At 58.2% G+C, this 21,040-nt stretch carries 16 protein-coding genes; 6 read left to right on the top strand and 10 right to left on the bottom strand.

The window, feature by feature from the left end:
• Positions 1-22 precede the first annotated feature (22 nt).
• Together XH93_RS11565 and XH93_RS11560 are read left to right on the top strand one after the other, a co-directional pair.
• The gene (locus tag XH93_RS11565; protein WP_194475108.1) at positions 23-1,582 is read left to right on the top strand and encodes an IS66 family transposase; all 1,560 of its coding nucleotides are present in this window, start codon (positions 23-25) and stop codon (positions 1,580-1,582) included.
• Between the two features lie 53 nt (positions 1,583-1,635).
• A complete protein-coding gene (locus tag XH93_RS11560; RefSeq protein WP_246799375.1) occupies positions 1,636-2,211 on the top strand; it encodes a UPF0149 family protein in 576 nt (191 codons plus the stop codon).
• Positions 2,212-2,397: 186 nt separating this feature from the next.
• On the opposite strand, the gene XH93_RS11555 is transcribed toward XH93_RS11560, so the two are convergent.
• Positions 2,398-2,565, bottom strand: coding sequence for a hypothetical protein (locus tag XH93_RS11555; protein WP_194473594.1), 168 nt, complete (start codon positions 2,563-2,565; stop codon positions 2,398-2,400).
• A gap of 440 nt (positions 2,566-3,005) precedes the next feature.
• Between XH93_RS11555 and XH93_RS11550 the strand changes: the two genes are divergently transcribed.
• From XH93_RS11550 to groL, 4 genes are all read left to right on the top strand, one after another.
• The gene (locus XH93_RS11550) at positions 3,006-3,890 is read left to right on the top strand and encodes a hypothetical protein (protein ID WP_194473593.1); all 885 of its coding nucleotides are present in this window, start codon (positions 3,006-3,008) and stop codon (positions 3,888-3,890) included.
• An 838-nt stretch (positions 3,891-4,728) separates the two neighbouring features.
• Positions 4,729-7,101 carry an LPS-assembly protein LptD gene (locus XH93_RS11545; RefSeq protein WP_194473592.1) on the top strand — a complete coding sequence of 791 codons (2,373 nt, stop codon included), beginning with the start codon at positions 4,729-4,731 and terminating at the stop codon, positions 7,099-7,101.
• 604 nt (positions 7,102-7,705) lie between these two features.
• Complete coding sequence (gene groES / locus XH93_RS11540) at positions 7,706-8,020, top strand: co-chaperone GroES (RefSeq protein ID WP_194473591.1); 315 nt, start codon at positions 7,706-7,708, stop codon at positions 8,018-8,020.
• Positions 8,021-8,101: 81 nt separating this feature from the next.
• A complete protein-coding gene (gene groL / locus XH93_RS11535) occupies positions 8,102-9,742 on the top strand; it encodes a chaperonin GroEL (protein ID WP_194473590.1) in 1,641 nt (546 codons plus the stop codon).
• A 653-nt stretch (positions 9,743-10,395) separates the two neighbouring features.
• Here groL and XH93_RS11530 read toward each other — a convergent pair.
• The 9 genes from XH93_RS11530 to XH93_RS42265 form a co-directional block, all read right to left on the bottom strand.
• Positions 10,396-10,608, bottom strand: coding sequence for a hypothetical protein (locus XH93_RS11530; protein ID WP_194473589.1), 213 nt, complete (start codon positions 10,606-10,608; stop codon positions 10,396-10,398).
• A 364-nt stretch (positions 10,609-10,972) separates the two neighbouring features.
• Positions 10,973-11,683 carry a hypothetical protein gene (locus XH93_RS11525; RefSeq protein WP_246799583.1) on the bottom strand — a complete coding sequence of 237 codons (711 nt, stop codon included), beginning with the start codon at positions 11,681-11,683 and terminating at the stop codon, positions 10,973-10,975.
• Positions 11,680-12,774, bottom strand: a complete 1,095-nt coding sequence (gene alr, locus XH93_RS11520) for an alanine racemase (protein WP_246799582.1) — start codon at positions 12,772-12,774, stop codon at positions 11,680-11,682. Before alr ends, XH93_RS11525 begins: the two co-directional genes overlap by 4 nt.
• A 103-nt stretch (positions 12,775-12,877) precedes the next feature.
• Complete coding sequence (locus XH93_RS11515) at positions 12,878-13,945, bottom strand: FAD-binding oxidoreductase (RefSeq protein WP_194473587.1); 1,068 nt, start codon at positions 13,943-13,945, stop codon at positions 12,878-12,880.
• Positions 13,942-14,283, bottom strand: coding sequence for a cupin domain-containing protein (locus XH93_RS11510; protein ID WP_194473586.1), 342 nt, complete (start codon positions 14,281-14,283; stop codon positions 13,942-13,944). The genes XH93_RS11515 and XH93_RS11510 overlap by 4 nt, the downstream gene beginning before the upstream one ends.
• 49 nt (positions 14,284-14,332) lie before the next feature.
• A complete protein-coding gene (locus XH93_RS11505; RefSeq protein WP_194473585.1) occupies positions 14,333-15,643 on the bottom strand; it encodes a lysine N(6)-hydroxylase/L-ornithine N(5)-oxygenase family protein in 1,311 nt (436 codons plus the stop codon).
• Between the two features lie 24 nt (positions 15,644-15,667).
• Positions 15,668-16,882, bottom strand: a complete 1,215-nt coding sequence (locus tag XH93_RS11500; protein ID WP_246799581.1) for an MFS transporter — start codon at positions 16,880-16,882, stop codon at positions 15,668-15,670.
• Positions 16,879-18,405, bottom strand: a complete 1,527-nt coding sequence (locus tag XH93_RS11495) for a class I tRNA ligase family protein (RefSeq protein ID WP_246799580.1) — start codon at positions 18,403-18,405, stop codon at positions 16,879-16,881. The genes XH93_RS11500 and XH93_RS11495 overlap by 4 nt, the downstream gene beginning before the upstream one ends.
• Before the next feature lie 1,700 nt (positions 18,406-20,105).
• Positions 20,106-20,645 (bottom strand): YopT-type cysteine protease domain-containing protein, encoded by a 540-nt coding sequence (locus tag XH93_RS42265; protein WP_246799579.1) that lies wholly within the window; start codon positions 20,643-20,645, stop codon positions 20,106-20,108.
• Positions 20,646-21,040 lie beyond the last annotated feature (395 nt).

The following is a 21,040-nucleotide window of genomic DNA, read 5'->3' as shown; positions in this document are numbered from 1 at the left end:
TGCGTGGATGTATCGTTCGATCATGGCGATTCGCCCCGAAGCTCTTCCGACCGACGCAGCAGCTCTGACCGAGATGGTGCTCGCGCTTGATGCCGAGAACGAGAAGCTGCGTGTGGCGATGCAGACGCTGAAGGAGATGATCTTCGGCAAGCGCTCGGAGCGGCTGGCGGCGATCGTGGACGAACAGCTCGCGCTCGAACTGGATGACCTCGCGACCGGCGTCACACCGCCTGCGCCGGCCAACGACCATGTGCCTGCGACGAAGCAGGCTGGGAAGCCACGCAAGAAGGCAAGGCGCAACATCGGCGCGCTGCCTAGGCATTTGCCGCGCTGCGAGCAGGTGCTCGAGCCGGACGCGACGGCGTGCCCGTGCTGCCGGGGCGTTCTGCACCGGATCGGCGAAGACGTCAGCGAAGTGCTGGACGTCATCCCGGCGATCCTGCGGGTACTGCGCACGATCCGCCCCAAATACGCCTGCCGCGGTTGCACCGACGGCGTGGTCCAGGCCAAGGCGCTGCCACGCCTGATCGAGGGCGGCATGGCATCGACGGCACTCGTTGCTCATGTGGTGGTCTCAAAGTTCGCCTGGTATCTGCCGCTGTATCGCCAGGCGCAGATCCTGACCGGCCAGGGCATTCATCTCGACCGCGCGACGCTTGCTGGCTGGGTGAAGCGTGCAGCATGGTGGCTCAAAAGCCTTTATGAGGTCCAACTGCGGACGATCCAGGCTTCGCCGCGGCTGTTCTGCGATGAGACGCCGATGCCGGTGCTCGATCCCGGACGACATCGCACCCGTATCTGCCAGTTCTGGGCGCATGCGATGGATGATCGCCCATGGGGCGGCCCATCCCCGCCGGCGGTTGCCTACGTATTTGCCGATGGCCGCGGCACCAAGGAGATCGCCGGGCAGCTGACCGGCTTCTCGGGCATCCTGCAGGTGGATGGCTATGCCGCCTACAAGGCGCTTGCCCGCGGTCATGGCGGCGTGATCCAGCTGGCTTTTTGTCTCGCCCATGCCCGACGCAAATTCGTCGAGGTGTACAAGACAATGCAGTCGCCGTTCGCCCGCGAGGTGATCGAGCGCCTGCAGGTGGTCTACGCCATCGAGGCCGAGATCCGCGGCTCGAGTGCCGAACAGCGGCTTGCCGTCCGCCGCACCAGGACCGCTCCGTTGATGGAGGAGCTGAAGGTGCGGCTGGCCTCGATGCTCGACCAGCTGTTCTCCCAGTCGAAGCTGACGGAGGCCATCAATTATACGCTCAACCATTGGGACGGACTGACGCTGTTTCTTCGCGACGGCCGCGTCGAGGTCGACAGCAACACCGTCGAGCGTTCGATGCGCCCGATTGCAATGGGAAGGCGGAACTCATTGTTCAGCGGCAGCGAGGGCGGCGCCGAGAGCTGGGCAATTCTTTCATCCCTGGTCAATACGGCAAAGCTCCACGAACTCGATCCGCAGACCTATCTGGTCGATGTGCTGGAGCGCATCGTCTCCGGTCAGACCAGGAGCCACCAGTTACACGAACTTCTCGCCTGGAACTGGAAGGCGGCCCGCGAGCTCAGCGCACAGGCCGCTGCATGAGCCGGCGGCGCCGTTCGTCTTCGTCCTCTTCACCATCGATGGCGGCAGCCGCGATGCCGCTCGACGAACTCGAGCATTGGCTGCAGGCTCGCGCCGAGCAGAATCCCGTCGCTACGAGTCTTGCCGTGCTCGACGGCTACGTCGCCGCGATCGTGGCCGGACCGGTGTCGATCGGCCCGCCGGACTGGATCTGCCCGCTACTCGCCATCGACGCCGACGCATTCAACCACGGCGGCACGCCGGAGTTCGCCGCGATTTCGGCCGTCGCGCTCCGCCACAACAACATCAGCAACGTTCTTTCCACCGCACCACATCGGTTCGCTCCGACCCACGCCCGCAAGCCGAATGGCGACGTTGATGCGCGGCCGTGGTGCCAGGGATTCCATGCCGCCATGCGGCTGAGACTATCGGCCTGGGCCCCGCTGCTCGACACCCGCAACATAAACCACGGCTTGCTCCTGCCCATCCTGCTGCATTGCGTCGACGATCAAGGCCGTCCACTGCTTGGACCGCCAAGGAAAGGCAGCGAGACCGAGGAGTTCCTGCGCAACGCCCACGACGACATCCCAGCCGTCGTCGAGGCCATGCGCCAGTATTGGATGCCGACGCGCTACGCTCGCGCACGCTGATCACCGCCGACGTGGATGCTCATACCGGTTACGATCAATGTGACACGAACGGGAGCCTGTCACGGGAACGCCGCAGCAATTGCCCTGCAACGACAGCTTTATCAGGGGGCAATCGGGACCTGCACGAGGAGCGAATAGCAGATTCCGATGTGCCTCCAGCGGCCAACGGATCGCCTTCGTCGCACTTTAGAGCGGCCGCTTTTGATGGGGCGGGGTTTCGGGCGGGGTGATCGCTTCCTGAATGACAATGGCAATCACCTCGAGCGCAGTTAGCGACCGGCCAAATGTCACGCTGCCAGCTAACGGCTGTCTTTCCAAATTCGCGCAGTCGCGACTTTTCGAGATCGCAGTCATGGATTGCTCGGCCTGAAGCGGGACGCGATCACGCCGAACGTTCCTGGGGATGACTCCGGGTCGGCCGGTCGCGGCTTAAAGATGACCACCGGACTCCTCGCACGGATAAGCGTACCGCTCCAATACGCACATCAACCGGCGTCGGCATATTGTCAGTCGTTGGCGCACGCATTCCGACGCACTGCTGCACCGAGTTTGTCCGGATCCAGACAATCACCGATGTCTCGAAGGCACGCACATACCACGAAGCCTTGGCAAAACTGCACTGTGCGCGAGGCACGAAGATTGCTTTTTGTGCACGGCATCGGCACCCGCGCTTCGCAGCATCGATGATGTGGTGACGAGTCACGAGACGGCGTCGCTTTCGCCTTTGAGAGACACAAAGAACCTTGGCAGGGAGCAGTGACATCTGAGCCACAGCACAGAGGAACGATTGGTCGTTGGCGATCGCCTCGGCGCAGTCGGCGGCGGACTTCATAGCCATGCCAGTCGTTAGGCCGATTCGACAATCACGATATTTTTTGCACCTATGTTTCGTGGGCCTCGTATTGCTTGCCGGCATATCCATGCTGGTGGCGAGCATGTCTGTGGCGCCGGTCACCTGCTCCAATGACTGCGGTTCGGGGAATTCTCGAGCGAAGTTCCTTTCGCTATCAATCTTGGATTTCGAGCAATTGCAACGACGTCCCGTGCCGACCAGAGCTGTCGTCGACCTCTTCTGCCTCGATCAGAGCAATGCGCAGGCTAGCGCCAGCTTTCCAGCGCTCTCGTGCCCCCGCCGCTGGACGAAGTCGCTGAGCAGCGATGACCAACAACCGAACTGCATTCGTCGCATTCCAGAACAATGTGCGGAGGATCAGGTTGCGGATTTTGCCGGAATAAAGGTTACCGGGCAGCAGCGTCCGAAGCTCTATGGGGATTGGCTTGCCATTTTTGATCCGATATCCACTGTCGCCTCGCGGGGAAGCCATACATTTACATCCTCGAACGGCACCAGCATCACCTACACCCTGATCATGGCCTTTAATGCCAGCCGTGACGCCTTTGGGCCTCAGGTGTACATGGACGCAGGCAATAAAGCTGCGGTTTGCGCGATCTCGCCGTCCGACACGGAAACAATCTCAGGATTGCGGAATTCGTTGGCTGACGCTTTTGTCCAAGAGGCTGGCGATCCCGGCAGAGGATTTCCTCGCGTAAACGTGGAACGATCCATTGCGGACAATTGGGCTACCGAGGCGACGAATGGCATTCTGAGCCGTTGTCTGCTGGCCAAGAATGGTGGAGCCGCTCCAATAATGATGGCCGCTCATGGATCAGGGCATTGACCTTGATTGAGTTCAGTCTGTCCCGGACCACCATTTTCAGGGACGATTCTGCAAATCAAAGACACGGGTGATACTTGCTGCCAGGTGCTACCAACGTTCTGGCGTCAAACGTGAAGCAGCACTGATCGCGGCAAGCGCAGCACCGGCAATTGAAAGCCACTGATTGCTTTGTTGGCCGCCCGGAACGCGGCGATCTAAGCGGCCTTCATAGAAGTAAACCCGGCCAGAAGACGGCGGCAATTCAGCAAGGTTCGCTGAGGGCGAACACATACTCGACGAGCACAAGATCGTCAGATCGAACATCGTGGCGTACTGAAGAGGCTTCCGGTAGGGCAGAGCCGGCGGACTGGCTTGGCGGTTGCGCCTTCATGAGGTTGGTAACTCGCACGGCAACGAGCGTTCTAGTTCATCGCGCTTACGAGCGTGAACACCGGCCGAGAGCGCGCTGTGGCAGCTGTGATTGCACGGACCAAAGCTTCGAGCATCGTCACCATTGACAATCCGCGTCGTGGCTGCGCCGATCCGCGTCAAATCCGAGACATCAATGTCGCAGAATCTACAGTCATGCTCGCCAACGTCAGCAAAGATGCAATGGCACGTCGATTGCTTCAGACGCGAGACATTCCGTTCTGTCGAAGACGGCTCGCAATCCCGTAAAGGCTCAGATGGACTCGTCCGATTGATTGGAATCAATGCTATGTTGGAGCCGTCGCGAGGATCGTGCTGCTCGAGCGTTAGGCGGGATTGTCGCCGTTCTTCTTCCGCTCGGCAGGTACGCCTTACTGAGCCAGCGACACCTCTGGAGTGGACAGTTGCGATCGCTGGCCGCCGTGGCTTAATGCTTATGGTCGCGGGTGTTGTTGCGACTGCCTGTGCCGTCATTGCGCCCGCGACCGCATCGGCGCAGGGTTTCATCTACAATCAGCACCAACCGCGAGCTAACAGGGCAAAGCTGATCGACGACAATCACATGCTCGTTCAGGCGACCGAGATCGATTATGACTATAACAACTCGCGCATCTCGGCGGTCGGCAACGTGCAGATGTTCTACAACGGCACCAGCGTCGAGGCCGACAAGGTCATCTACGACCAGAAGACCAAGCGTCTTCATGCCGAAGGCAACATCCGCATGACCGATGCGGAAGGCAAGATCACCTACGCCAACATCATGGATCTCAGCGACGATTACCGTGACGGGTTCGTCGATTCGCTGCGCGTCGACACCGAAGACCAGACCCGCATGGCGGCGACCCGCGCCGACCGTTCGAGCGGCAATTACACCGTGTTCGACAACGGCGTTTATACCGCCTGCGCACCCTGTAAGGACGATCCGAAGAAGCCGCCGCTCTGGCAGGTCAAGGGCGCGCGCATCATCCACAACCAGCAGGAGAAGATGCTCTATTTCGAGAACGCCCAGATCGAGTTCTTCGGCGTTCCGATGGCGTATCTGCCCTACTTCTCGACGCCCGACCCGACCGTGAAGCGCAAGAGCGGCTTCCTGATGCCGGGCTTCACCTCGTACACAGCGTTCGGGTACGGCGTCGAAGTCCCCTATTATTTCGCGCTCGCGCCCGACTTCGACGCGACCTTCAACCCGCGCTTCACCACGAAGCAGGGCGTGCTGCTGCAGGGCGAATTCCGCCAGCGCCTGTCGAACGGCTCCTATCAGATCCGGCTTTACGGCATCGACCAGCTCGATCAAGACGTCTTCAAAGGCCAGCCGGGTCACCGCAGCTTTCGCTGGGGCATTGAGACCAAGGGGCAGTTCGCGCTGAACGACAAATGGGTCTGGGGCTGGGACGGCGTGCTGCTGTCCGATTACTTCTTCATGTCCGACTACCGGCTCGCCCAGTACAAGGATCCGTTCGGATCGTTCATGTCGCTGCCGACGGAGGCGATCTCGCAGCTTTATCTGACCGGCGTCGGCAACCGCAGCTTCTTCGATGCGCGCGCGATCCATTATCGCAGCTACTCCGGCAACCAGAACCAGGTCCCGGTGGTCGCTCCGGTCATCGACCACAACAACGTGATCAACAGCTCGATCCTGGGTGGCGAGTTCAGCTACAAGGTGAACTTCACCAACCTGACCCGCGAAACCGCGGTGTTCGACCCGATCACGGCGCTCGCCAGCAGCAGCGGATTGTGCAGCCTCACGTCCGCCGATCCGCTGGCGCGGACGCCCTCGCGGTGCCTGCTGCGCGGCATGCCCGGCACCTACACCCGTCTGACGGCGGAGGCGCAGTGGCGCAAGTCCTACACCGACCCGCTCGGCCAGACCTGGACGCCGTTCGCCAGCGTCCGTGCCGATGCCATCAACGCCGACATCTCGAACCAGCCGGGCGTGTCCAACTTCCTGCCGGTCGGCGACACCCAGACAGTCCGCCTGATGCCGACCGTCGGCCTCGAATACCGCTATCCTTTCATCAATGTGCAGCCGTGGGGTACGACGACCGTCGAGCCGATCGCGCAGGTCATCATCCGGCCGGACGAACCAAAGGCCGGCAAGCTTCCTAACGAGGACGCACAAAGTTTTGTATTCGACACCAGCAACCTGTTTGCGGTCGACAAGTTCTCCGGCTACGACCGCGTCGAGGGCGGCAGCCGCGCCAATGTCGGCGTGCAGGCGACGACGCAGTTCGATCACGGCGGCAGCATCAAGGCGATGTTCGGCCAGTCCTACCAGTTGTTCGGGCTGAACTCGTTCGCGGTCGCCGGCGTCACCAAGACCGCCATCAGTTCAGGCTTACAGAACCCCCACTCCGACTATGTAGCGAGCCTCGCCTATTCGCCCAACCGCACCTATACGTTCAGCGTCCGCACGCGGATCGACGAGGCGACCAGGAACATCAACCGGTTCGAGGCTCAGGCCAGCGCGAACCTCGACCGCTGGTCTGCAAGCGTGACGTATGGCGACTATGCGGCGCAGCCGGAGCTCGGCTATCAGGCGCGCCGCGAGGGGATTATGACCACCGGTTCGCTTAAAGTCGCCGCGAATTGGGTGGTGACGGGTTCGGCGCGTTGGGATCTCCAGTCCAACAAGATCAATCAGTATGTTTTCGGCGCTGGCTATGTCGACGATTGCTTCGTTCTGGCGGCGAACTACGTAAGTTCCTACAACTACTCCGTTGGTTCGGCACCGCCAGTACTGAACAAGACCTACCTTCTCACTCTCGGTTTACGAACGATCGGGATCAACTCGGTCAATTTTTGAGCGACGGTGTATCACTTCCGGAGGAGGACAATTCACAGTGCGACTTCTGGAAAAGCACACTGCCTGTTTAAGGAAGCCGGTCTGAATCGAGATAGTTGCCACATCTGTTATTCCGCCCCTACATCATATTCATCGAGCGGGGCTTCTTGACGAACTCTTCGGCATCGCACGCATCGCCGTACCAAGCTGCCTGGAGACAATGTCTGGCAAACTAATCATGTGCAGCCCTGGCAGCATGGTCTGAACTCCAGCTGGCGGCAAGACATTTCTGCAATGCTCATCGGATGCATTTTTTTGCCAATCGCGGCTGCACGCGATTGCCGTTCTGGCACGCGGCTTTGATCAAAGTAATCTCCGCCACTGCAATCGAGAACCGTGGAGCTCAATATGGCCGGATTTGACGATACGCAATGTCATGTTCGCAACAGCTTGGCTGGTTGTGTACATGACGGCGTCTGTTTCCGACTGACACACACAGGCCATGCGAGCGATTCAGCTGAACCGCAGGCAGAGTCGCTCCGCTCACCTTTGGCCTGGCTCTTGCTATCATGAGTGCTGTTACAATGTGGCGTTCGCCACTCGTTCAAACGCTCAGGAGACCTCTATGAATTTCCGTCCGCTTCACGACCGCGTCGTGGTCAAACGCATCGACGCCGAAGAGAAGACCGCTGGCGGCATCATCATTCCGGACACTGCCAAGGAAAAGCCCTCCCAGGGCGAAGTCGTCGCGGTTGGCCCAGGCGGCCGTGACGAGACCGGTAAGCTGATTCCGATCGACGTGCAGGTCGGCGATCGCGTGCTGTTCGGAAAGTGGTCAGGCACCGAGGTCAAGGTCGACGGTCAGGAACTGTTGATCATGAAGGAGAGCGACATCATGGGCGTTCTCACCGATGTGTTTTCCAAGAAGAAAGCCGCCTAGTCCAGCGCTCACCACTCACCCCTGACGAGCGCCTTGCCGGGCGTGTCGAAGGATGAGAAATTAAACTGAGGAAATTCGATTATGTCAGCCAAGGAAGTCAAGTTCGGCGTGGAAGCGCGAGACCGCATGTTGCGCGGTGTCGACATTCTCGCCAACGCCGTGCAGGTCACCCTCGGTCCGAAGGGCCGCAACGTGGTGCTCGAGAAGTCGTTCGGCGCTCCCCGTATCACCAAGGACGGCGTCGCCGTCGCCAAGGAGGTGGAGCTCGAGGAGAAGTTCGAGAACATGGGCGCCCAGATGGTACGCGAGGTCGCGGCCAAGGCGGCGGACGCCGCCGGCGACGGCACCACCACCGCGACCGTGCTTGCGGCCGCCATCGTGCGCGAAGGCGCCAAGTCGGTCGCCGCCGGCATGAACCCGATGGATCTGAAGCGCGGTATCGACCTCGCGGTCGAAGCCGTGGTTGCGGACCTGCAGAAGAACTCGAAGAAGGTCACCTCGAACGAGGAGATCGCCCAGGTCGGCACCATTTCGGCCAACGGCGACGCCGAGATCGGCAAGTTCCTCGCCGACGCCATGAAGAAGGTCGGCAACGAGGGCGTGATCACGGTCGAGGAAGCCAAGTCGCTCGAGACCGAGCTCGACGTCGTCGAGGGCATGCAGTTCGATCGCGGCTACATCTCGCCCTACTTCGTCACCAACGCCGACAAGATGCGCGTTGAGATGGACGACGCCTACATCCTCATCAACGAGAAGAAGCTCTCCTCGCTGAACGAGCTGCTGCCGCTGCTGGAGGCCGTGGTGCAGACCGGCAAGCCGCTGGTCATCGTCGCCGAAGACGTCGAAGGCGAGGCGCTGGCCACCCTGGTCGTCAACCGTCTGCGCGGCGGCCTGAAGGTCGCGGCCGTCAAGGCTCCGGGCTTCGGCGACCGCCGCAAGGCCATGCTGCAGGACATCGCGATCCTGACCGGCGGCCAGGCGATCTCGGAAGACCTCGGCATCAAGCTCGAGAACGTCACGCTGCAGATGCTCGGCCGTGCCAAGAAGGTGATGATCGACAAGGAGAACACCACGATCGTCAACGGCGCCGGCAAGAAGGCCGACATCGACGCCCGCGTTGCCCAGATCAAGGCGCAAATCGAGGAGACCACCTCGGACTACGATCGTGAGAAGCTGCAGGAGCGTCTCGCCAAGCTCGCAGGCGGCGTCGCGGTGATCCGCGTCGGCGGCGCGACCGAGGTCGAGGTGAAGGAGCGCAAGGATCGCGTTGATGACGCGATGCACGCGACCCGCGCGGCGGTCGAGGAAGGCATCCTGCCGGGCGGCGGCGTCGCCCTGCTCCGGGCCTCCGAGGCGCTGAAGGGCCTGCGCACCACGAACGACGACCAGAAGACTGGCGTCGAGATCGTGCGCAAGGCGCTGTCTTGGCCGGCTCGGCAGATCGCGATCAACGCCGGTGAAGATGGCTCGGTCGTGGTCGGTAAAGTCCTAGAGAAGGATCAGTACTCTTACGGCTACGACGCGCAGACTGGCGAGTACAGCAACCTTGTCTCCAAGGGCATCATTGACCCGACCAAGGTCGTGCGCATCGCGGTCCAGAACGCCTCCTCGGTGGCGGCGCTGCTGATCACGACGGAAGCGATGGTTGCCGAGCTTCCGAAGAAGATCGCGCCCGGTCCCGCAATGCCTCCGGGCGGCGGCATGGGCGGCATGGACTTTTGATCCCTCCCTTTCAGTAGGATCGACAGGCAGAACCCTGGCAGCAATGCCAGGGTTTTCGACTTCGGGCACGCTCGCATCGTTAGAAACGAATCGAATTTCGAAAAATAGCGCGTGTGGATGTCAGCAAAGAAATCGCCACGGGTCCCGGCCGTCCAGGTATCGTAATCCTGAGCCCCTCAGTTGCTGACCGGTCGTTTTAGAGAATCCGAACTGGATTTTCGGCCTAACCATCGGCGCTAACCATCGTATGTTGGTTTGCGAGACCGGAAAGAAGCCAAATAGCCGGCGAAGCTGCCCGTCATTGGCGCCGTCGAGCCGTAGGGCAGGTGCGATCGCTTAAGTTCGCCTTAATGAACCGGATCCGATTTGTGGAACTAGTTCGGCTGGATTTTAACGGAGGCTGCTGAACCGGAATCCGCATCCGCTGTTCCCAAATTGGCTCCCATCGCGGCATGGTTTCAAACACGGATATGCGAACCACTGCGGCGCAGAAGTCGCTCGGATTGAAGTCAAGTCCCGCGTGTGGTAGGCGGTCGCTTGCCGGCCCAGAAAAAGAGGCTCGGTGCTCTCGGCGCGCCAATCGGTTCGGAAATGGAACGCCTAGAATTCACGACCGTTCGCAATTTATTTGCCGATCGCTCGTTGTTTGTAGATCAAGCGAGCTTGTCAGCTAAGGCGTTCATCGAACGACTTAGCGGCAACTTTCGCCGATGGTAGCCGTAGATCCGGACATCTTCGCGGATTTGCTCGCTGACCGAGCGCACGATACGTTTCTTCCGCCACTTCCTGTTGAGATCGATCGGAATGGAATTGCCTCGAGGAATGACGAGAAGGTCGTTCCGTTCGTTCAAGTAGACATCGTACATGGAAATCCTCGCTCCAGGTCAACATAGGCCGAAGCCCCAGCCCTTTGGTGACTTGGACGACACAGTTTCAAGAAAGCCGAACAGGAGGCTTTGCTCTCGGAACGCCAAGGCTGGGAGGGACGATTTCTGCTTCATCTAGGCAGCAGTGACGAAGCCGAAAGAAACTCCTGGATTGGGGCACCTTCCCGATCGGCGCGTGTCGCAGGTCTCGGCTTGGCCTGTTGTAAGCTCTTCGTTGCCTAATGGTGCCGGCCTATGCAACTAGCCGTGGCTTTTCGTGCTGCTTGCGTTCCAGTAATCCGGCTGGCGTCGATGTCCGAATATCTGTTTGTGGGCTCGCTTGGCATCATCCCGCCCCCTCGTTTCAGGAGGCCCCCTTTTTGAAATGGAGGAAGTTACAGACATCGTGATGTTCTATCTCGTTCAAGCGGAAGCCATACGAGGATATGCGGTTCACCAGAAAGACCGGATCGAAGGCGAACGCCTGAAAACCGTTGGAGCAATCTAATCGAACATAGTCATCCGTGCGCACCACCCCCTGAACGGTAATTCCACAAAGGTCATAGTATTCGTGGCGAGCCACCGTTGCCGTCTCGCTCGTCGAAAAGAGCGACAAAGCTAGATCAAAAGGCGCTTTACAGACCAGCGTCAGAAATTCTATTGGCGCATCCATCGTGCCAATAAAATTAAATGGCAGTATGCAAAGCACCTTTCCATCATATCGGTGCATTATCTCATCGATTAACCGCGTTCTTTTGAAGAATTTTCCGGCCTCGCAGCGGATTACCGCTCCTCTCCTACTCTTCAACCGGCGCATACGAGGTGGATTTATTTCAATGCCAAGATAATCATTGTCATCGTTTTTGATGCCAATAAGGCGGTAGCCACTACAACCCACTTCTATGATCAACCCATACTGGGTCGCACACAGGAGATCGAGGTAAAATAGTCTCTCACGGAGATGAAATTGACGCACCTCGGCCGTGAAACAGCTCGGACGCATGAGGCGTATGCCTTCATCGCCTAGATAGATCGCTCGATTGACTTGCTGGGATCGGAGCGTGGAGGAGCTCACCGGTGCCTCACATCATCTCGTTCGGATGAGACGTAAAGCCTGCGGCATCGCCGTCCTATCGCCGTGGTCAATTCGTCGCTCAGCATTTTCGCGGCTGACGCCATATCCGCGACGGTCTGCTCGGGGCAGATGAGGTCCACCACCGTACCGGGCGGGGTCCAACTCTCGGGCAGGTCAGTTACGTCAATGGTAACAAGGTCCATCGAAACGAAGCCGACGATAGGCGCACGACGACCATATATGAAGACATGCCCTCGATTGCCCAGAGTACGCGGAAATCCATCTGCATAACCGATCGCGGCGGTCGCGACCCGCATCCGCTTCTTTACCGTGTAGGACCTGAAGTATCCAATCGCTTCGCCATGCTCGACTTTACGGCATTGAATAATTTGCGTTCGCAGATGAACGACTTGCATTGGTTTGAAATCGGGGTCATCGGACGTCGAGAAGCCGAAAATTCCTCCACCCGTTCTTATGAGGTCAAAATGAAACTCACGTCCGGCAAACAGTCCGGCCGAATTCGATAGAGAACGAATCGCATTCGGGAACAAATGGGCAAGTCTGCGAAACCGATTTAGTTGTTGGAGGCAGATCTCGTTTCGCCACTCTGCACAGGCGAGCTGACTCATGAACAGCACGACAGGCAATTCAGATAACCCGTTTCTATTTTCGGCGATTGTGTGCAACTCATCAATGGGAAAACCCAATCGAGACAGGCCAGTGTCGACATGAATTCCTGCTGGCAGTGCGCGATTGCGAAGTCGGCAATGCCGAAGCCAGGCCTCCAATTGTTCCCTGCTATTGAGGATCGGCAACAAATTGTGCTGCTCGGCCGCCAGCTCCGTGCCCGGCAGAGCGCCGTGGAGCATATAGATCTTTGCGGAAGATGGCAGCACATCGCGCAGGGCAACGCCCTCCTCCACATCGGCGACGAAAAAATGCGCGCAACCGAGGGAAGCCAGGAAGGACGCTATACGTGTCGCGCCAAGACCGTAGGCATCAGCCTTGACAACGGCGCCGCAAGCGCTGCGAGGCGCAAGCGCCTGGCACTTTCGATAGTTGGCTTCAATGGCGCTGAGATCGACAATCATGGTCGATCTCGACGTCTCGCGAACGGGATCTGCAACTTTATGATAGGAATCGGCTTCGAGACCAATCGGCAGATGTGTTCTCATCACGGCACGCCGACGACTATCAATGGTGAGAATACAACGATCGAATTGCCTCTTCCGCGCACGCGGGCCCAAAACGAAACCCGTTACCTGCACCGCCGCCAATGACATACAGTCCGGCGACATCTTGAGCTGGACGAGAGAACGGAACCCCATCGTCAGAATAGCAGTCGCAGAACACACGCGCCGATACCACGGCGGGGCTGTCAGGGGAAAACCATTTTGCCAGGATTGCGGTGGCGCGCGCGAGATCATCCGAACTGATGTGCAGCCCGCCGGGGTCAGGTCTCACATCCCATTCTTGCGAGGTGAAACTGAACAACCAATACCCCTCCTCGATCATAGGAATCAGGAACGCATAATCATCGAACAAGCCGACCATTGGACAGTTCGTTGTAGGGCGCGCCGCCAGGTGAAGCGCGACGACCTTTTTAACTCGCACTCGCGGCTCCTCCGCGAAATGCGCGCGCAACGGTGACTCTGGCAGCCATGGACCGATTGCCAGAACGGCCCGCCTTGCCGAGAGTTCGCTATCATCAGAGGTCTGAAGACTAATATGGCTGTGTCTCTGCCGTATCCGTGAAATCGATGTGCGCTCCCGTATCGAAGTCCCGACAGCCTTGAGCCTTTGGGCCAAATCCTGAACAATGGAATTGACTGGACAGTAAGACCCCCGATCCAGCGCCACGACCATATCGCCGGGAATCAAAAATTGCGGCAGCGATAAAAGCCTCTCCCTGAGCGCGAAAGACGTCGATGGGGCGGTACCGACCCCACAGCTCGTTCGCGTGAGTTCTTCCGGATCCCGCGTCAACCAAAATACATCGCAATTTCGACCGCTGGGCCATTGCCCATGGGGATAAATCTCTTGCCAAATCTTTGAACCACGACTGAGGAGGCTTCTTTCCTTTTCATTACGACCGATGTTGATTTGGATTCCGGGGGCAAACCCACTGGCACCTGCCCCAACGGTCTCTCGATCGAAGACGACGATTCTATCCCGCGGCCAGCTGCTCGCTGCAATGAAGGCGGCACTCAGGCCCATGACGCCGGCGCCAATGACCGCCAGGTCGCAAATGCTGTCGGTCATCGAGCTCCCTCCCAGGCGATAGACAAAGCGCTCAGAACTTCGCTGCCGCGATTTTCCAAGTAATGGGTTCGATGTGGCTGCAGAAACACCAGATCGCCTGCCTTGATAGCCAATTCTCCGTCGTCAGTTATCACTCGACCTTGGCCGCTCGTGATGCGCCAGATCTCGCAGGAAGAATGGGAATGAGGCGTCGACACAGCGAACGGATCCAGCCGGAATTCGATGAGCTCGACGGGACAAGGGGTCCCGGAATGGCCGATTTTTTCAACGTGCTGCAAGACTACACCGGGGCTATGGACCGTCATGTCGCCCAGGGCCATCAACTGTGCATTCTTCATGGTATACTCCGAAAGACAATCCGGTGGTCGTGGCAGACTTGTTCGCCGGTCAGCAGGAGCCCTCGAAGCCAACGCTACTCCACTCGATGACGCCAGTTCCCGGCCCGCAATCGTAGGCTACGCGGCCGATGATCGAATTGAGGATTAGCGAAGCGCGCCAAGGAACCAGGCTCAGATTTGTATCAGCGATGCCATGTTGAAGGCGGGCGCCATTCTGGACGTACAAACGGCACTTCCCGGGACCGTCAAAACGAGCCGAGAACTCCTTGTCGACCACGATCTCTTGAGAGCCACCCGGGGCATTCAAGACCTTGAGCCGGCCTGCGATCGGCTCCAGGAACGATGGGATTTCGGTGCGGTAGCCTGTGGCTAAGACGACAATGTCTGCGACATGCTGTGAACAGGTGCCCGTCTTCCGCTGACGCAACTCCAAGCGAAAGGGAGACATGCCGCGCAAGTCCTCGGCCGTGGCGTCCACGTATATCTTTACGTGCGCCGGGTAGGACCGTCTATGAACCTCGCGGTCGTACAGCGCATTGTAGATAGCGCGCAGCGTTGAGCAGTTCACGCCATCGCTCGCCAACGATTGTCGCTCAAGAATTTGCTTCCGGGCGGCTTCACTCTGGTTAAAAAACCAATCACCATGTTGCGGAAAGAACCATTCATTGACGAAAGGACTATCTTCGAGCGCGAATATGCTTGCGCGGCGCGTCACCCAGGTCAGGGTTGCCAAGGGACCGCATGCACCACTGAGGAGATGAAGGAATATTTCAGCCCCGCTTTGGCCGCCACCTACGACCACGACACGCTTGCCGGAAAGCTCACGCCGCCGCAGAAGAAGGGTACTTCCGTGAAACACCTCGTTTGGCGGCGCATTCCTGCCCCACTCAGGAACAGACGGTACCCTGCCCACACCAAGCACAATCGTACCGGTTTGGTAATTGCGGCAATTCGTTATGATATTAAAGGCCTCGCCGTGCAGTTCGACTGCGCTCACGTGCTCACCGAATTGAATGTTCCCCAGCTTCGCCGCTGCCCAGCGCAAATAGTCCTCAAATTCACTACGAGTCACAGACACCAGTCCCCGAACAATAGCTTGATAAAGTCGCTTCTTATCATGCAAGTAGGCGAGGAAACTGTATGCACTCGTCGGATCAGCCGGTGTGACCAAGTCCTTTAGCGGGCTGGTTTGCATGACGGCACCTTGCAAAAGCAGACCGGGATGCCACTGCACCTCCTTTGAGCTCTCAAGGACGTTCAACGAAATGTCCAGAATCGGAGCCGCGAGCGCTGCCAGACTGAGATTAGCCGGCCCCGCACCGATCGCGATGACGTTATAACGGTCGCCGTGCTTCAGCATCCCATGAACCCTACAAGGAGCCAGTCAACGTGCTCGGCTGGCCGAGAAAACTTGAGTTGCCAGAAGAACTGCATTAGCGACGATAAGCACCATCATGCCTATCAGCAGATTGTCGAAGCTGCCGGCCTTCACGATTTGCCCAGCGATGTATGGAAACCCGAATAGGCCAATGAAATAGGAGAGCGTGAAGACTTGAGAAGCAATGGCCAACGATGTCCCATCCGTGTCAGCAATGTAGACGACCATACTGTTCAGGGTCGAATAGCTGAGACCGTATCCCAGCGCGAACATCATTGTTCCGAAGATGTAGTTCACCGTACTGCCTACATTCACGAAAAGGATGAATAGCCCTGCGATAGTGCATATGACGAGAACCGCGGCTACGCGTTCAAGGCGAACTTTTCCTATTATCGGCGCCACAGCAAACCGCATGAAGACGGCCGTCAGCGTGAAAACCAGAAAGAATGTGTCGGCTGACTGCGATCGCGATGCAGCGTAGAGCGTCTGGAACGTGGAAAGACCGGCGAAAACGCATGCCCCAAGGCCAATCATGATGATCGGATATCGCGTGTTCGACTTGAGGGCTTTTAGCACGCCTTCCAGCGTGAGACGTATAGTTGGCAATTTGGTCTGAGGAGCTTGCGCCAGTCCCCTACCGGCGAGCTCCAAAAGCATCGCAGCAACGAGACATGCAGCCGCAAATAGGGCGTACACTGCAATGTAGGATCCCGTAGTCTCCGCGACGGTGCGCGCGAGAGGAGCAGCAAGTCCGATACCCAGCATCTGAGACCCGGAAAGCAAGGTAAGATACTTGATACGGGCTTCAGCCCGCACGTGACCCAGGACTTGAAGCGGCGCCAGCATATAAAACCCGGACCAACCAATACCGAGAAAAAGCCCTCCGGCATAAGCGAAGAGCGTTAAAGTTGACGCTGATGCGAAACATATCATCGCGACCGCCATCATCACTGCGGCTATGGTGATAGCTCGCATCAAGCCAAGCGACTCCGCGATCCGGCCCGCCACTAGCGAACACAATATTGTTGCGATCGTACCGGTCGAGATAACGGCTCCGGCGGTCGCGGCGCTTTGTCGAATGGACTGCAGAGCGTCCACGAGAAAGAAGCTCGAGCCATAGGATGCGGCCAAGCTGATACTACCAAGCATGAAAGGAATGGAAACTTCTGGCGGGATTGCACTGGGCAGTTTCTCGGCAGGAACGATGTTCGCGACTGTCATGCTGCAATCTTTCCCGGAAGGCATCGTTCAATATCCGCAACCGCCAACCTGCGCTCATTTATCTTCGGTGCCGTTCCACATCGGTGGGAAGAGGGCGTCGCAGCGCTTGCGGCAATTGGATGGCCGCCATGACCGAGCCAATGCCATAGGGCTTCTGTTATCTTGGGCATCAGCGGCCAAGCCAATATGCTGAACCCCATAAGCCAGGTGTAAGCGGTCTGATGGTTCGGCGTGCCGTTAAGATGATCAACCCATTCGATAAGCGGCCGCGACGATTGCGATACCCGCAGATGGTCGAGCGACAGCGCAGCGCATTGTTTTTCGTAGAGTCGATCCAACGTAACCATCATCGTACCATCAACGTGGCATCCAGCGAGAGCCGGCATCGCGGTTATGGACTCCGTGCAGCGGTCGATGGCCGCAGATATCTTGTCGAGGACCGCGTTGTAACGATCGACCAACTGCTCTGACACCAAATCGGTCTCGGTTTCTTCCGGGCAGATTTCCGACAGGTACACTCTGAGGACGTCGACCGATATATTTGGAATTCGAGCGATTTCGCCTGCCCAGATCACGTGGCCGCGACTCGTAGAGAACTTCGAACCGTTCAGCCGAAGGAAATGATTGAAGAAAATTCGATCAAATGGGCGGAACGAGTTCTGGCCCAATGCGCATCCAGTAACTCCGACGAGCATCGGGATGGTGTTATCGATACCGGTACCGCCAATGAGGAACGCATCGGACTCGCGCGCAAAGGGACTGGGCTTGCCGATGCCCTCGACGTCCTTATGCCCGCAATAGAGAGAATGAGCGTAGAGCAACGAGGAGTAGCTAAACAATATCTGCCGGCTGTTGAAATGCCGTGAATTCCACGCCAGCCCGTGTAGTCCCGGTACGGTCAGCCGCATTTGCTGCCCTTTACGAGCGACGTACCGTGTCCCTATCTCCAGAAAGCCGGATTCGATGGCCGTATCGTCCCACGTCCGTAGAAGTCGGTCCTTTCCCGAAATTGAAAGGAACGCGGAACTGTTTTCCAGCCATTCGACAATTCGCCCGCGCCTCGATACCGGATTCAGCGCTTCCTCGGGTTCAAAATGATGTCCACACTGTTCGCAGAAGAAACTTCCCGCAGATGCCAGGCAAACCGGACAGGTTGCACCAAACCAGCCTCCAATGCAGAAACGCTCTTCTGGTGTGGCAGCAGAACCCGCATCGTCCACTGGTAGGCGCTCCGCGAGGAAACGAAGCGAGCCTGCTGCAGATAAGGCACCCATCAGCGCGTTGCCGACCTTCGAAAAGCGCTGCAAATTGCCGCCATACGCCGGATCATCGAAATGATCGAAAACGACACCGACGGAGGCGAGATCTTCAACAATCCTGATATGGAAGCCATGTGCCAAGGCGGACGGGTCAATGTTCTCAAGAGCTGCTCGGACCAGGACATGGTTCTCGAAACCGTCAGTCGTCAGTCCAGAACGGACATGATGCCCCGCCCTCTTCAGGTGCTTCTGGACAACATCCATTCTGAGATATGGCCCAGCGGCATGCCCCAGATGCGCTCTGCCATTGGCTGTCAAGTTGACGGGAGATATATACACATCAACGGGATGCGTATTCGCTACATTTATCCGCGAGATCGTTGGACTTCTTTTCATAGCTGAACAATGACTTCTATGAACGTATATCTGGAAGCATCCAAACAGGTGCCAGACATCGCCGCTTTGACACGAAGGCGCATGCGGCTTACGGTTATGGACGCAGTCCGGCTGGGTATTTCAAACTGGGCTCCATATGTCGAAGGCCTGCAGCGTTCTGTTTGAGATTCTAGAGCAGCGACGCTCTTTCGCGGGATACTCGACGTATCGCTCTACCTCGGCTCGCAACATAGGTCATCTCCTCGCCAACCGCCCCTTGGAAGCGATCAGTGCTGACGCCGTGAACGAAGCAAACGGCGCGCCAACTGAAATTGCTTGCTTCTGCGGCTTATCACAGCCTGCGTTTTGTCAACTTTCCGACATTGGTCACGAAACTCACAAGCTGCCCCGCAAAGCCGGATGAGAGCGATCGTAGGGAGAGTGGTTTCTATTTTTTCGCGACCGTCACCCCAGCTGCAGCCAGCTGGTGATGCCGACAACTTGGGGCGTCGACCAGTCCGGAGCGCAGACTTTTGTTTGAAGTCACAGGAGCTCTACGATCCGCCCGGACAACCGCAGATCGGTCGCACGCCGGCGATAGCGGCTATTGATACGCCACGACGCTCCCGCACCGAGGACGCGGGCCGAGTCCTTCCGGACACCCGGAACCCCAGCGTTTTCCAACCTGGCTACCATGGCTGGCGGCTCCCTAATTTCACAGCGGCAGTCTAAGCCTCACTTCGCCTGTATGGAGCGGAGACACGCATGGCCAAGCACACAAGCACTCGTTGCAATAGAAAGAGCGGCACTGCCCCAAAACGACTACTCAAGGGTTGCGGGTCTTCGTTGCATCATTCAAATGGACGCAAACTTTTTATGAGGTACAACGCATGCGTTTTTAAGCGGAATTGGCTTTCGTACCTTTGTGAGGCTGCAATCATATTTTCATCGACGCAGCCCGGGTTCGCTGCCGACGCAGAAGTCGTAATGCAAAGGAGGGGCCTCGCCACGCTGAGCATCAAAGAAATGGTTACCTGACAGTTCCTGCCGAAGACGTCGGCACTTGTGGGTCGTAACACTATCCGAACGCTTCACGGCCTGCCGGAGCAAGGACTCGATGATGACGCTCGCCAGACGCTTAGGATGGCCGTGTTGAAGACGCAGATGATTTAGGATGATTTAGGACGGGTTCGTCCGCAAGCTGGTGTTCGACACGCTGATCGGCAAGATGCTGGCATGCGCGTGAAGCGGCGATCATGGACGATCCAGCCCGCGGGACAGCCGCGCCCGCGCCAGCCTACGACTTTGTCTCGACAGCTCCGTACATTTCGGCCGAATTCGCAGCATCAGCGCCCGGAAACAAAGAATGCACGAGTACTCACTTTACGAGATCGGCCTTCGATCACGCGAACTTCTAAGATCCCGACCGCGACGAGCTCCATTTCAGCTCGTTGCCGCGTGCTGAAGCGGCAGAGCCGGAGTCCGCGGTTGGTTGCCCTTTAAGGCGACGTGGCTGTTCTCGGCCTCCGTCGTCTCCGCGCCGCGAAAGACCGGCGACCTCGGTGAGGTTGGTTAAAAGCTCAGAACGCTCAGGCCATCCTTTGTGTGACGACCATCGATATATCATGTCGGTTCGGGGGCGTCCTGTAACGCTCGGCTAGACTTTTGAGCACCTCATCCATCTGATCTGACCGAACAGTAAACTCCCCGTAATTAGGGTCGAAGAGGGTCGTCATTTCATTCGATGTCGATGTTGCGATTGTGTGTGCGCCACCTGCGGCGAAACGCAAGCCGATCAAATAGACCGACGGATCGGCGGTAACTTCGTTCACTATCTTGGCAATGCGCGAAGTTGAGCCAAACCTATATCGCGTCTGTTCGTCGGATGGTTGCAAACCCGCTTCATGCAGCATTGTGCTTCTTGCCTGAAGGTTGTGAGAACCTGCCGCCCCATTGTTTCGCAACAGGGTCTTGATTTCTTCATATCGCTGCTGCCGCGCTGCCGCCGAGGCATGGTTTTGGGTGCCCGGGCGCAGGGCGCTCATTCGGGATGAGGGGCTGCTGTGGCGATTGAGTAGCCACTCCGCTGCCAAACCAACGCAGATACCGTTGACATTGGCCCCAGGCAATTCAGCGGTCCTGTATTCGAACAGAGCGCGGATCGGCCGAGCCGGAGAGGATGGACTGGATTCGGAGGACAGGGAGGATGTGCTGGAGTCGGAGGGGCCTGGACTGTAAACATTTGCGTCCGAGGTATGTGGCCTGCTGCAGCAGCTCCCCATTTGGTCGGGCAACTCGCCATCTGACAGGCTCTCCTGTTGCTCGCATTCCGTAAGTGCTTGCGCAAAGCTGCCACTGTCCACCGACTGACCCGGTTCATCAGCCCGATTGGAGCCTATGGATTGTCCGCTCACTCGATTATACATGATGGCTCGCCTGCCTCTTCAGCGCACGTTTCCTCAGAGCGACTGCAGGATGCTCATGCTCCGCCTGTGAAGGATATTGCCGCAAGCTGACGACGAGC

This window comes from Bradyrhizobium sp. CCBAU 51753 (assembly GCF_015291565.1).
In the GTDB taxonomy this organism is placed as follows: domain Bacteria; phylum Pseudomonadota; class Alphaproteobacteria; order Rhizobiales; family Xanthobacteraceae; genus Bradyrhizobium; species Bradyrhizobium ivorense.
Note: the sequence above shows the minus strand (reverse complement) of the source record. Positions and strands in the feature narration are given on the sequence as shown.

What these genes read in the sequence shown, in the direction of transcription:
- XH93_RS11565 (WP_194475108.1), top strand. Translation starts at nt 23, where the DNA reads ATGGCGATTCGCCCCGAAGCTCTTCCGACCGACGCAGCAGCTCTGACC.
- XH93_RS11560 (WP_246799375.1), top strand. Translation starts at nt 1,636, where the DNA reads ATGCCGCTCGACGAACTCGAGCATTGGCTGCAGGCTCGCGCCGAGCAG.
- XH93_RS11555 (WP_194473594.1), bottom strand. Translation starts at nt 2,565, where the DNA reads ATGACTGCGATCTCGAAAAGTCGCGACTGCGCGAATTTGGAAAGACAG.
- XH93_RS11545 (WP_194473592.1), top strand. Translation starts at nt 4,729, where the DNA reads ATGCTTATGGTCGCGGGTGTTGTTGCGACTGCCTGTGCCGTCATTGCG.
- groES (WP_194473591.1), top strand. Translation starts at nt 7,706, where the DNA reads ATGAATTTCCGTCCGCTTCACGACCGCGTCGTGGTCAAACGCATCGAC.
- groL (WP_194473590.1), top strand. Translation starts at nt 8,102, where the DNA reads ATGTCAGCCAAGGAAGTCAAGTTCGGCGTGGAAGCGCGAGACCGCATG.
- XH93_RS11530 (WP_194473589.1), bottom strand. Translation starts at nt 10,608, where the DNA reads ATGTACGATGTCTACTTGAACGAACGGAACGACCTTCTCGTCATTCCT.
- alr (WP_246799582.1), bottom strand. Translation starts at nt 12,774, where the DNA reads ATGATTGTCGATCTCAGCGCCATTGAAGCCAACTATCGAAAGTGCCAG.
- XH93_RS11515 (WP_194473587.1), bottom strand. Translation starts at nt 13,945, where the DNA reads ATGACCGACAGCATTTGCGACCTGGCGGTCATTGGCGCCGGCGTCATG.
- XH93_RS11510 (WP_194473586.1), bottom strand. Translation starts at nt 14,283, where the DNA reads ATGAAGAATGCACAGTTGATGGCCCTGGGCGACATGACGGTCCATAGC.
- XH93_RS11505 (WP_194473585.1), bottom strand. Translation starts at nt 15,643, where the DNA reads ATGCTGAAGCACGGCGACCGTTATAACGTCATCGCGATCGGTGCGGGG.
- XH93_RS11500 (WP_246799581.1), bottom strand. Translation starts at nt 16,882, where the DNA reads ATGACAGTCGCGAACATCGTTCCTGCCGAGAAACTGCCCAGTGCAATC.
- XH93_RS11495 (WP_246799580.1), bottom strand. Translation starts at nt 18,405, where the DNA reads ATGGATGTTGTCCAGAAGCACCTGAAGAGGGCGGGGCATCATGTCCGT.